Source organism: Paenibacillus sp. N3/727, assembly GCF_022637315.1.
Taxonomy (GTDB): domain Bacteria; phylum Bacillota; class Bacilli; order Paenibacillales; family Paenibacillaceae; genus Paenibacillus_AQ; species Paenibacillus_AQ uliginis.
This window is the reverse complement of record NZ_CP093336.1, coordinates 5,901,245-5,913,976: the sequence shown is the minus strand read 5'-3', so window position 1 is coordinate 5,913,976 and position 12,732 is coordinate 5,901,245. Positions and strand designations below refer to the sequence as shown.

10 protein-coding genes are annotated in these 12,732 nt (G+C 48.5%); 4 read left to right on the top strand and 6 right to left on the bottom strand.

All coding sequences use genetic code 11. From position 1 onward, the window contains the following. Positions 1-128 precede the first annotated feature (128 nt). Positions 129-677 carry a GNAT family N-acetyltransferase gene (locus MNQ98_RS27650; RefSeq protein ID WP_241931038.1) on the bottom strand — a complete coding sequence of 183 codons (549 nt, stop codon included), beginning with the start codon at positions 675-677 and terminating at the stop codon, positions 129-131. A gap of 169 nt (positions 678-846) precedes the next feature. After that, positions 847-1,101, bottom strand: coding sequence for a DUF2164 domain-containing protein (locus MNQ98_RS27645; protein ID WP_241931037.1), 255 nt, complete (start codon positions 1,099-1,101; stop codon positions 847-849). Between the two features lie 247 nt (positions 1,102-1,348). On the opposite strand from MNQ98_RS27645, the gene MNQ98_RS27640 reads away from it, so the two are divergent. After that, the gene (locus MNQ98_RS27640) at positions 1,349-3,082 is read left to right on the top strand and encodes a glutamine--tRNA ligase/YqeY domain fusion protein (protein WP_241931036.1); all 1,734 of its coding nucleotides are present in this window, start codon (positions 1,349-1,351) and stop codon (positions 3,080-3,082) included. A gap of 90 nt (positions 3,083-3,172) precedes the next feature. On the opposite strand, the gene MNQ98_RS27635 is transcribed toward MNQ98_RS27640, so the two are convergent. Beyond that, a complete protein-coding gene (locus MNQ98_RS27635) occupies positions 3,173-4,408 on the bottom strand; it encodes an MFS transporter (RefSeq protein ID WP_481856688.1) in 1,236 nt (411 codons plus the stop codon). A gap of 194 nt (positions 4,409-4,602) precedes the next feature. On the opposite strand from MNQ98_RS27635, the gene mobA reads away from it, so the two are divergent. Further along, positions 4,603-5,301 carry a molybdenum cofactor guanylyltransferase gene (gene mobA / locus MNQ98_RS27630; RefSeq protein WP_241931035.1) on the top strand — a complete coding sequence of 233 codons (699 nt, stop codon included), beginning with the start codon at positions 4,603-4,605 and terminating at the stop codon, positions 5,299-5,301. A gap of 39 nt (positions 5,302-5,340) precedes the next feature. Further along, positions 5,341-5,958 (top strand): LysE/ArgO family amino acid transporter, encoded by a 618-nt coding sequence (locus tag MNQ98_RS27625; protein WP_241931034.1) that lies wholly within the window; start codon positions 5,341-5,343, stop codon positions 5,956-5,958. A 141-nt stretch (positions 5,959-6,099) separates the two neighbouring features. Here MNQ98_RS27625 and moaA read toward each other — a convergent pair whose 3' ends face one another. After that, a complete protein-coding gene (gene moaA, locus MNQ98_RS27620) occupies positions 6,100-7,104 on the bottom strand; it encodes a GTP 3',8-cyclase MoaA (RefSeq protein WP_241934057.1) in 1,005 nt (334 codons plus the stop codon). 398 nt (positions 7,105-7,502) lie between these two features. Here moaA and MNQ98_RS27615 point away from each other — a divergent pair, with 398 nt between their 5' ends. Further along, positions 7,503-8,207 carry a TorD/DmsD family molecular chaperone gene (locus MNQ98_RS27615; protein WP_241931033.1) on the top strand — a complete coding sequence of 235 codons (705 nt, stop codon included), beginning with the start codon at positions 7,503-7,505 and terminating at the stop codon, positions 8,205-8,207. A gap of 201 nt (positions 8,208-8,408) precedes the next feature. On the opposite strand, the gene MNQ98_RS27610 is transcribed toward MNQ98_RS27615, so the two are convergent. Then, entirely contained in the window at positions 8,409-11,594 is a 3,186-nt protein-coding gene (locus MNQ98_RS27610; RefSeq protein WP_241931032.1) for an efflux RND transporter permease subunit, read from the bottom strand. Positions 11,595-11,626: 32 nt separating this feature from the next. Next, positions 11,627-12,577, bottom strand: coding sequence for a TetR/AcrR family transcriptional regulator (locus MNQ98_RS27605; protein ID WP_241931031.1), 951 nt, complete (start codon positions 12,575-12,577; stop codon positions 11,627-11,629). Positions 12,578-12,732 lie beyond the last annotated feature (155 nt).

Here is a 12,732-nt window from a genome sequence, read left to right as displayed (position 1 = left end):
AGTGAAGAAACCGTCCCTCGGCTGGATCGCGGAAGAAGGACGGTTTCGGTCAATAAGTTAATTAGAATTCATGATGATTACGCGGCAATTGCAGATGTAAGCCTTTTTCAGTATATATAAGCACTTTGTTATCTCATCCGCTTCCATTCGCTTCGAATCATGCCGTACACCGCATGATTGACAAATCCCTGCGGAAGCTTCTCCGCCTCACGGATAACGCCTTCAAGGACGAATCCGAGCCGTTCCGGAATGGCTCGGCTGCGGCGATTGGTCGTAGCACAGCGGATTTCCACGCGGTTCAGACCCATACGCATCAGGGCATGGTCGGTTAAAGCCCGGCAGGCGCTTGTCATAAGACCTTGTCCTTGAAACTGCTTATCCAGCCAATAGCCAATGCCGACCGACCGGTTGTGCCAATCGATCTCGTGAAACGATATCGTTCCTGTCAGTTCTTCACGTACCCAAATGCCGGCGGAGAATCCGCCGTTATCCGCAGCCTGCTTCATGGCTCCCTTGATATAGTTGGTGGTATGGTCCACTTCCGTAACGGAATCCACCCATGGAAGCCATTGGCGCAGACGGTCACGTGACCGATCTGTAAGTTCAAAGAGGGCGCGTGCATGCTCAGGTACAAGCGGCCGCAGTTCCACATGATCATCCAAGGAATAGGTAAACATGATACAACTCCTTTATCTCTGAGAATGTTGATTGAAGAGGTAGTTCAAAAAGTCGTCTTTTGATCACGAAGCAATTCAAGAAGTGGATTCGACATCGAATCTTGTGTTCACCTTCTCGGTGCTGAAAACCCGACTTTTTGAACATGGACTTGAAGGGGGAAGCTTTAGCTCAGCGCACAGGCTTCACTTGTTGTTCGAGGGCGTAGATATCCTCCTCCAATGAGACCATCCGCTGGGTGACCAACTGTCTGCAGTCTTCCAGGGCATGGTTGTATATGTATGGACTGATTCGGGCCATAAAAAACTCCAGCATGTTGTCCGCTGCCAGATGCCCGAGCGATTCTCCGCGCTCTTTTTCAAAATATTCCTGAATCTGCTCGATGATTAGCTCGCGCTGCTCTTTTGGAAATTTCATCGGTTTCATCGGTTGAACGGACCTCCTTTTCGCTATTTTCTTCCATGCTACCTTATTAAAAAGCCCTAGTCAAAGCTGTTTTGTCGATTTTCATGCATGTTCTTTTCCGCTCAACTGTCTTTCGGAACAGGATTACGGCCCGTCTGCTATCAAGACGCTTTAATCCCTGCAGATTCCTTGAACAATCGGGGCGTAACGGGTATATTTAAGAGAAACACGTTTATACAGGAATAGAGAGAATAAACAGGATGAAAGGTTGATTAACGTGGAGAACCAACCAGCAACACCCTCCAACTTTATAAAAAACGTCATTACCGAAGACCTTAAATCCGGCAAAGTGAAAGAAATTGTTACCCGCTTCCCGCCGGAACCGAATGGCTACCTTCATATCGGCCATGCGAAGGCGATCTGGATCAATTTCACGTTGGCGGACGAGTTCGGCGGTAAAACGAATCTTCGTTTTGATGATACGAATCCGGTCAAGGAAGATGTAGAATATGTCAATTCCATCAAGGAAGATGTGAAGTGGCTCGGCTACGACTGGGAACAGCTGCGATTTGCTTCGGATTATTTTGAAGAGATGTACAGCCGTGCTGTCTTGCTGATCAAAAAAGGAAAGGCATATGTGGATGATCAGTCTGCAGAGGAAATCCGCGCGAACCGCGGCACGTTGACCGAGCCAGGACAGAACAGTCCATATCGTGACCGCAGTGTGGAAGAGAATCTGGACTTGTTTGAACGGATGCGTGCTGGAGAGTTCGCCAACGGAGAACGTGTTCTCCGTGCCAAAATCGATATGTCCTCACCGAACATCAACCTCCGCGATCCGGTTATTTACCGTATCTCGCATGCGCACCATCACAATACCGGGGACAAATGGTGCATTTACCCAATGTATGCTTTTGCACACCCGCTTGAGGATGCGATTGAGGGTGTAACGCACTCTCTTTGTTCGCTAGAGTTCGAGGATCAGCGTCCGTTCTATGATTGGATTATCGCTGAATGCGAAATGCCAAGCACTCCGCACCAGTATGAATTCGGCCGTTTGAATGTGGCTCAGACAGTAACGAGCAAGCGTAAACTCAAGCAGCTTGTTGACGAGAAGTATGTGGATGGCTGGGACGATCCGCGCATGCCGACGATTTCTGGTCTTCGCCGTCTCGGATATACACCGGATGCGATCCGCAATTTTGTGTACGAGACAGGGATTTCCAAAGCATACGGTCAAATAGACCGTCAAGTTCTGGAGCATTTTATCCGTGAGGATCTCAAGCTGAAGGCACCGCGAACGATGGCTGTGCTTGACCCGCTTAAAGTCGTGATCACCAACTATCCGGAAGGACAGGTGGAATGGCTTGAGGCAGAGAACAACACCGAAAACCCGGAGATGGGTGTACGTCAAATCCCATTCTCCCGTGAGATATATATTGAACAGGAAGACTTTATGGAGAATCCGCCGAACAAATACTTCCGTTTGTTTCCGGGAAATGAGGTTCGCCTGAAGCATGCCTACTTCATTAAATGTAATGAGTTCATTAAGGACGAGAATGGTAAAGTCATTGAGATTCATTGCACATACGATCCTGAGACGAAGAGTGGAACCGGATTTACGGGCCGCAAGGTAAAGGGCACGATCCACTGGGTAGAAGCTACCCAGGCTGTCCCTGCTGAATTCCGCCTGTATGAGCCGCTCATCAAGGATGAGGAGCTGGAGGAGGAATTGGAGCAAGAGGTGGCAGGAGATATCAATCTCTCTGAGGTAGCTGCTGAGACTACCGAAAAGACGTTCCTTGACTACGTGAACCCGAACTCCCTGCAGATTGTAAACGGCTTTGTGGAGCGGAACATGAAGGATGCCAAGCCGCAGGATAAATTCCAGTTCTTCCGTCATGGTTACTTTAATGTAGACTCTAAGTATTCTGAGCCAGGCCGTCCGGTATTTAATCGGGTTGTATCCCTGAAAAGCTCTTTTCAGCTGCCGAAATCTTAAACAGCTGATGTATGATGTGGTTGAATTAGCAAGGCCCGGAAGCTCCCCATTGGGGCAGGCTTCCGGGCCTTGTCCTATGTTCTGATCATTTTATTCACCGGGTAGCGTCTCTTCCTCAATATCCTCATCAGCTTCATTGGACGTCAGATGGTATTCTTGCTTGCGCAGTATATACCACATCCATCCAAAACCGATTGCACCTACCAACGCCAGCATCATGCCGATCTGGTACATAGTCTGGGCGCCGAAATTTTGAAACAGCCAGCCGCCGGCGATGCCGCCGATCACACCAGAAATCCCGCTCCAGGAAAGGGTGTAAATTGCTTGCCCCGAGGCGCGGTACGACCTTGGGACAAACAGCATGGTCAGCTGGGTCCCAACATAGAAATAACCGCCGAAGGTGATGCAGTGCAGGATCTGAATAAAGGCAACTTCCAGTGGAGTGGAGGCCTCAGCCATCAGCAGCCAGCGCAGCGAGAAGAGCAGGCTCACAACGGTTAGACAGGCAATCATTACGTTGATCTTGCGCTTCAAGTAACGGTCACAGAGCAGGAAGACGGCTACCTCGAATATGGAGGCGAGAAAGATCGCTAATCCAACCGTCTGTTTGGTGCCTCCGAGATCCAGAATGTACAGGGACATAAATGTATTGTTCATCGTATTTGGAATAGAGACAACAATGCCCAGCAGAATGAACCAGACGAAATACGGATTCAAAAACAGCTTGCTGAGTCCACGGACACTTACTGTGGCAGAGGCGGTCGCCTTCTGGATATTCGGAAGGGACAGCATGAACACGGCGGCTATGACTAGCATAATGGAAAATACAATCGAAATCCGTCCTGATCCTAACCGGTCGATCACAGGTCCAGCCGCAACGGCTGTCAGTGCCCAACCAAGCGAGCCCCACATCCGGAACGAACCGAACTTGTGACGTGTACCTTCAATGTATCCAAGAATAAGCGAGTTTGTCTGCGAGAACATGGGTGTCTGGAAAAAATAAAAGAAAATCATCGACATATAAATCATGGCGTATGTGTTCGCTTGAAAAACAAACTGGACAAGCAGCAAAGTTCCCGTCATCATGAAAATAAGGACACGTTTGATATTCTCGGCCCGGTCGCCCCAATACCCCCAAAATGGGTTGGCAAACACGGAGACGAAAGGGGCAATAGCCATCAGGCTACCGATTTCCACTTTGTCCATTCCGATATCTTGCAGATATAGTTGAAAGAACCCGGTGAATATAACCATGGTTCCATAAATGAAAAAGTTAAAGAGTTTCAGTGACTTTAATGATGGTTGATCGTAGTTCATATCCCGCAAGTGGGTGTCATTCCTTTCAAACCGAGTGCAATACAGAGAAATAGCTTGAACAGCCGATTATCCTCTCTCAATGTATCACGCATTGAAAAGGGATACAAACCAACTTCTATGTTTTTACCCATTTTTTACTAATGTAATACAAGTGTAATATATGGGGGAATTTCTTACATTACAGCTATTGGGGGAGAGTAGGGATGGAAAAACTCCAGATCAAACGGGCACCTGCGGCTGTTCCGGGCACGACGGGAATCGTATTGGCCGGCGGGGCTTCCCGGAGGATGGGGTGCGATAAAGCGATGCTGCCTGTAGGTGGGGTGGCATCCATAGAAAGGACAGCTCTAAGCCTTGGTGAAGTATGCGATGAGGTGCTTCTTTCCCTGAATGATCCGAAACCGTATGGCTTTCTGGGACTGCGGTCTGTAAGGGATATATTTACTGGAAAAGGGCCCATGGCGGGACTTCACGCTTGTTTATCTGCTTCCCGCTCGGCCTGGAATGCCGTAGCAGCTTGTGATATGCCATTTGTTACCGCTGATATTATACAGGTGCTTTTGCGGATAGCCGCTGAAGATCCCTTGACACCAGAGTCAGGAATACGGGTCAGAACAATGGCCCGTCATGATGATGTTGCTCCACGGGATGCTGTTGTTCCTGTTATGGATGGGAAGCCGCAGCCGCTTCTTGCCGTTTACCATCTTGATGTCTGCGCAAGTTTGGAAAATCGCTTGCGCCGGAATGAGCTGCGCATGATGGATTGGTTAAGCGATTTGAACGTTCTTTACATTCCGGTGGAGGAACTGGCCCGGCTGACGGGGATAGACGCCGCGAGGGGGCTGTTTAATATGAACCAGCCTGAGGATTATGAGACCGCTTGTCAGTGGGAAGTTGAATGAGGATCATTAGAGAATAATCGTTAAAAGGGGAGAGAGAAATTGATCGAAGCGATTCTCCATGCGGTGCTGCTGGCTTTCGGGCTGATTCTGCCGCTAGGTGTGCAAAATGTATTCATTTTTAATCAGGGAGCGGTGAACTCGCGCTTTATTCGTGCATTACCTGCTGTTCTAACAGCATCGGTATGCGATACACTGTTGATCTTCGCGGCTGTAGGGGGAGTTTCACTCGTTATTTTGAAGTTCGCTTGGCTCGAAACGACGATATACGCCGTGGGGGTTCTATTTCTGCTCTACATGGGATTCAGTATTTGGAGATCCAAAGGCGGAGGAGGCGGACAATCCGCTCCGCTGTCTGCCCGCAAGCAGGTACTTTATGCAGCGTCGGTGTCCCTTCTGAATCCGCATGCGATATTGGATACCGTTGGCGTAATCGGGACGAGCTCACTCGCTTACGAAGGAATGACCAAATGGATATTCGCATTGACTGCGGCAATCGTTTCGTGGCTGTGGTTTCTAGCCTTGGCATTGGCAGGCCGGATGCTGGGCAGAGTGGATACGACGGGCCGGAGCATTGCGGTACTGAATACCGTCTCGGCCTTGATCATTTGGCTGCTGGCTCTCTATATGGCGCTGCAATTGTTCGGTATTCTTACATAACGAAAAACGTCTATCGACGTATCTCAAAGAAGATAGAGCGCATTTAATGGTAATTTTTCTTGAGAGATAAGGATGCAGTTTCCTCTGTAGTTTTTTATCTCTAAACAAAAGAAGCTCCGCAGCTGCGGAGCTTCTTTTGTTTTACCCGCCGATTTGCGACATGCGTCGGTTGGTCGGGGTATGGCTTTGAGCTTTTTTTTCAAGAGCCAGGGCCATTTCGTGGTTTTGCGGTTTGTTGCCGAGTGCTTTTCGGAACAAGGAAGCCGTGGCTTCAGGATCGTGTGCAACACGGCGGACATTGTATTCATCCGACCAGTACAGACATGCTTTAATATGTCCGTCAGCCGTTAGACGCAGCCTGTTGCAGGAGTCGCAAAAGTGGTCACTTACCGGATGAATGAGTCCAAAAGTGCCTGCAGCACCCTGTATTTTCATATTACGGGAGGGGCCGTTGCCCGCAGGTCCCTGGTCATCTTGAATGGTCCAGCCGGCTTCGTGGCAAACATCCGTTACATGGCTAAGCGGAATGTATGTTTTGCGCCATTCCTCTGAAGCCTGCCCGATCGGCATATATTCTATAAAGCGAACGTGCAGCGGACGGTGAATCGTCATCGCTACAAAATCCCGTATCTCATCCTCATTAAAGCCTTTCATAAGTACCATGTTCAGCTTGATTGGATCAAGTCCGGCTTCATATGCGGCTTCGATGCCTTCAAGCACCTTCCGCACATCTCCACCCCGGGTAATCTTGGCATAGCGTTCTTTGTGCAGCGAATCAAGGCTGATATTGATCCGGGTAAGTCCAGCTTCTTTCAAAAGGCGGGCCTTGGAAGACAACAGAAGCCCGTTCGTCGTAAGTGAAATATCTTGAATTCCTTCAATATCTGAAATCATGGCAACCAGTGACTCCAGATCTTTACGGACGAGTGGTTCACCGCCGGTTAGCCGTACTTTGGATACGCCCATAGGTGCGAGCACCCGCAGAACGGAAGCAATCTCTTCATAACTCATGATCTCGTCATGCGGCTGAAACACCATGCCTTCTTCTGGCATGCAGTACACACATCGCAGATTACAGCGGTCCGTTACGGATATTCGGATATAGTCATGAATCCGCCCAAAGGAGTCCGTCAAAGGTTCAATCATCGGTTTCATCTATAGGAATCCCCTTTCCAGCTTGGCATGGTCACATTGTAGCGATTGCTGTAGCGGGAGTCAATGGAAGGGCGGTTAAAAAATATTGAATTTTGAACAGTTAAATTTGTTGTAAAAGCCAGAGTGTGTGAACTGTATCACAGAAAACGTTTACAAAGTTCATTATACTGAGCTTACAGGCACATGCTTCTCCCCTGAAAAGTGTGCCGCTCATAGAATAGCTGAACCATCCAAGTGAGGATGGTAAGCATGTTTTCAAAATGATTTCCGAAATTTTCCGAAACTTTCGGAAATCATTTTTCATAAAATTACCCCATCCTAGAATCTTTTAAGATATAATGTGAAAGATATCAACATCCAACAAAGAGATCACCATTAGGAGGTTCGATATGACGATATCATCATCTGTTCGAACATTGGAGGTACCTGAAGTCTGTCACAGGTGGCTGGAAAATCGGGGGACGATTTATCAGCTGCTCACTGAATTTTTGGGCCACTGGCCTACACTGTCTTTAGTTGCACATTGGAGCCGCAGCAGCGGAATTGGTAAAGCGGCGGAGCTGACCCGCGGAGGACGCGAGCTCATGCAGTACTTGAGCGGTCGTTCACCGGAGGAACTCGTACGAATTTGCGAACAGGAAGGCGCAGAGTACCGCAGATTACTGCAGCACTCGAAGCAGCGGCCGCTTGCAGAATCCCGTTATTCTCCTTATTCGTGCCGCGCACAGGATTTATCCGACTTTTACGCTTCAGCTGGAACCGCCTTTAAGAAAGTCAGCGGAGAGCCTGACGATCATATTGCGATCGAGCTTGAATTTATGACCATACTGCATGATCGCATGCTGAACAGTGCATACTGCGAGGACAGCATGCTGCGTCTGATAGATATACAGAAAAAATTTCTGGAAGAGCATCTACTCACTTGGATTCCAGCGATGTGTAGAGAGCTGAATGCTTCTACGATAAGCCCGCTTTACTTGGCGGTTTCACGTTTGCTGGAAGAGTTCCTTGAATATGATTTGTCAATGCTCCGCACCTGGAAGCAGTCTTGTCTGGCTGCAGATGAGCCGGTTCGTGAAGTCGTGTTGGTGTAACAGAGAATAGCGATCAGGGTATATATAAAGGCATGTTTTCCATATGGAGAGCATGCCTTTTTTGTGTGTGGGGTGTAGGAGCAACGGCTTTTTGTTCTATATAAACACCAAAAAGGGGCGGCCTCCGTAGTCTAGTTCAGACCTTTGGAGGCAGCCCCTCTATGGAATGTAATTCTTTAAGCGTTACGTTAAGTGCTTGATTTAATCTTCGATCCGCTTTTTGCGGAACTTCATCAGGAATTCATACACAATAGGTACGACGACCAGCGTAAGCAGCGTTGAGCTGATCAAGCCGCCGATAACGGTAATGCCGAGTCCGCGGGAAATGATACCTGCACTGCTCTCCCATCCGAACACAAGCGGGAGCAGAGCGCCAATCGTGGCGAGTGCGGTCATCAGAATCGGACGAAGGCGTGTCGCTCCGGCTTCAAGTAGCGCTTCGCGAGTAGACAAGCCATCACGTTCCTTGTGAATAACACGGTCGATCAATACGATAGCATTTGTCACTACGATACCGATCAGCATGAGTACACCCATCAGTGCGGATACGTCCAGCGTTACACCCGTAATGAGCAAGGCGATAATCACACCGATGACAATGAACGGAAGCGAGAACAGAATCGCAAACGGTGCGAGCGCACCACCGAAGGTGACAACGAGAACGAAGTACACGATGGCGATTGCTGCCAGCATAGCGAGCCCCAGCTGTCCGAAGGTGTCATTGATCTGTTCAGTAACCCCGCCGAAGCTAACAGATACACCCTCAGGAAGTTTCATCTCGTCCACTTTTGCTTGCAGGTTAGTGGAAGCAGTACCTACGTCGTTTGTAATCATATCAGCATTAACGGTAACGACCATCTTGCCGTCGATACGCATAATAGAGTCAGGTGATGTACCTTTTTCCACTTTTGCAACATCTTTGATCGGAATCTCCATTCCGAGCGGCGAAGTGATGGTTTCGTTTTGAATATCCTCGATACTCTTATATGTTTGACTGTCAGCTTCGATATACACTTTATATGATTTATTGTCGATTTTCACTTCAGTCAATACCGGACGCTCACGAACCGGGCTGAGCTTCATAGCCAGTTGTCCGGCAGTCAGGCCGAGCGAGCTGAGTTTCTCCTGATCGGCTACCAGTGTGTACTGTTCATAGGCTTTAGACAGGCTGGTTTCTGCATTTTCGAAGTTGGCGGTGTCTTTCTTAGCCAGTTCCAAAATGTCTTCAGCTACAGGCTTGATCTGCTCCAGTGTGTCACCAAAGACATTGACGGTAAGCTGGCTTCCACCAAAGCCACCCATGTCCATATTGGACCATTGGCCTTCCGGAACTTGTTTCTCCAGTCCTTCCACCAGATCTTTCTTTACATCCTCAAAGTTTTTCGTATCTGGATCATACATGACATAGAACAATCCCGAATTGGCTGAACCCATACCGAGTGGGTTGCTGCCACCGATGGAATATTGCATGCTTTGGACTCCATCTTGACCGAGAATGTATTTCTCGGCTTTCAATGCACGCTGCTCCACATCTTCCAGACGATCGCCTGGCTGAGGAGAGTAGGTAACCATCGTATATTTGTCCTCCTGCTCCGGCAGGAAGCTGACACCAACGAACTTGGTCAGGAACAAGCTGCCAACCAGAAGAACAATGGCAATTCCGAAAGTGATCAGTTTATGATTCAGGGACCATCTCAGTACGGATTGATATCCACGGGCAAGGGCGCCTGGTTTTTCATCATGATTATGCTTGTTCTTAAGTCCTTTACGGAACATGGAGTGCGCCATTGCAGGCACGAGAGTGACCGCTACAACGAGAGAAGCGAGTAGGGCGAACACCATCGTCATTGCAAAAGGAATGAACAGTTCTCCAACCATACCGCTGACAAGTACGAGCGGCAGGAACACCGCGATCGTAACAATCGTCGATGACAGGATAGGCGTAAACATTTCGCGGGTAGCCGCGCCAATGAGTTCACGACCTTTCAACTTCTCGCTTGAGAGCGACAATCGCCGATATATATTCTCGATAACGACGATAGAGTCATCGACTACCCGGCCAATTGCAACCGTCATGGCACCGAGGGACATCATGTTCAGTGTAATGTCCATTTGCTGCAGACAGAGCACGGCAATGAGCAATGATAAAGGTATGGATACAATAGAGATGATGGTGGAACGGATGTTGCGCAGGAAGATCATAATGATGATCACGGCGAACAGCGCTCCGTATAAGGCTTTAAAGAGCATGGTATGAACGGAATCCTCGATAGGCTTGCCTTGATCCAGCATGATCGTCAGGTCCATGCCCGGATATAGTTCCTTAAGTTCTTCTGCCTTGTCCTTGACGCTGTTAACAACATCTACCGTATTTGCGTCGTTTGCTTTAACGACTTGAACACCGATGGATTCTTTGCCGTTCGTACGGGAGATGGACTCCGCTTTACCGATGACTTCAATATCGGCAATTTCACCCAACTTCACGGTAGGGATACCGAAGGAATCGAGCCCATTAGGCGTTCCTGCTTGCGGAGAAGTGCCAGGCGCTTGCTGGCCTGCAGCGGGTAGTTGACCTGCATTTTGCTCAGCAGAACCGGCATTTGCACCACCATCCGCTCCAGCAGCATTTGAGCCACCGCCCGGCATAACTGGAATAGCGATGTTTTTTAAATCATCGATGCCAATGATGCCGCCATCAACCGCGACGGCCTTTTGTGACTGTTCCATCTCGAACAGTCCGAGTGGTGCATACAGAGCAGAGCCTTGAACAATTCCTTTAACGGTATCTTCCGTAAGGCCAAGCTCATCCATTTTCTTCTGATTAAATTTCAGCTGTACTTCATTAACGAATTGGCCGGAAACCTGAAGGGAAGCAACACCATCCAAATCTTCCAGCTTCGGTACGATGTCGTTCTCAGTAATGCGTGTCAGCTCATCAAGGGATGTGCCTTCCTTATTCGCGATACTTAAGGATACGACTGGCATGGAGCTCATGCTAAACTTGGAAATTTGAGGTTTCTGAACACCATCCGGCAGCTTGACCTCGTTGAGTGCTTCCCGGACCGCTGCCGTAGCGTTATCCAGATCAGCGCCATAATTGAATTCGACCATAAGATTGGACACATTCTCCATCGATGTGGAGGTGACCGTCTTAACTCCGTCCACATTCCGGAGTCGTGTTTCGAGCGGTTTGCTTACATCCTGTACTACGCCTTCAGGCGCTGCCCCCGGATAAATGGCCGTGACACTCAGGAAGGGAACATTAATGTTCGGTATGGTCTCCTGTTTCATGGTCATTCCGCTGTACAATCCACCGAAAATAATAATGATTGTCAGCAGCCAGATGGCAAATTTGTTGCGAAGTGAAAAGTTAATAATTCCTTTCATAAGTTTCTCCTCTCCAAAAAATCTTTTTTTGTCTATGAATCTACAGGCTTTCCTGAATCTCGTCCATCAGATGCAAGATAAAGATCCAGGACGCTGTGGATTGTTGTTTTCAGTTCTCCGTACAGCTCCTTCATGCCTTCAATCCCTTCAAGGTTCCGGAGCATGCCTTGCAGCACCACCCGGCGGGGATGAAGTTCGAGCAGTTCCTTCTCCATCAGACTGAGTGAGTCCAGACCATCGCGCCGGACGTCTGGCTCCAGAGGGAGTTCTTTAAGCTGAACCTTCATCGATTTGATGACCACCAGAGGGTGACGTGAGAAGTGAGACTCCTCTGGAGGAATTCCATTAAGCCGTTCCCAAGTTTCTATAGGTACAAGTGGATCTGGGCGCCTGCGCAGCAGGCTGTCTGTCACATCATCAAGCATGACAACAAGGTGGTCCGCCAAAATACCAACATTCAGCGGCAGGCCCGGCATGAATAAAAACCGGATGTACGAGCCCAGCATGCCACCGACAAACATCCCAATTTCCATCGTGTAAGGCGTAATCTCAGCGCCGTACACGGAAGAAAGCTTATTTTTAAACCATAGAAGAGCTTTGCCTATTTCTTGGTGAGCACATTGACGATCAAAAGGGGACTTTCCAGGTCCGGGATTATCGTGAACTTGCTTCAGCAAAAACTCGCGTACTTCGAGGAAATGTACCAGGAGCACCTCAGTTTGCTTGCGCAGCTGCTCCTTCGGTGCAAGTTGAGATTCCTGGTCTACTTTAACAACTTCATCCCGGATCCGGAGAGCAATATGTTCATAGATACTTTTCTCCAGTTCCTCTTTGGATTTAAAATGGAGATACAGGCTGCCCTTCGACATCCCGCATACTTCTGCAATCTCCTGCATGGAGGTCGCGGCAGACCCCTTAGTAGAAAACAGCTGCATGGCGGTCACCAAAATTTGTTTGCGTTTCTCCGCCGTCTTATCCGACAATCTTTCATTCACCTCGCCCAAGAACTATGTAGTTCTACGATTGACCCGTTGGTCAAAATTAATTATATATAAAAAAAACGACCGTTACAACTTTATGTAACGGCCGTTCTTTAGAGATCAGAAAGTATAAACTACGGAGTAAACGGCATCTTTAT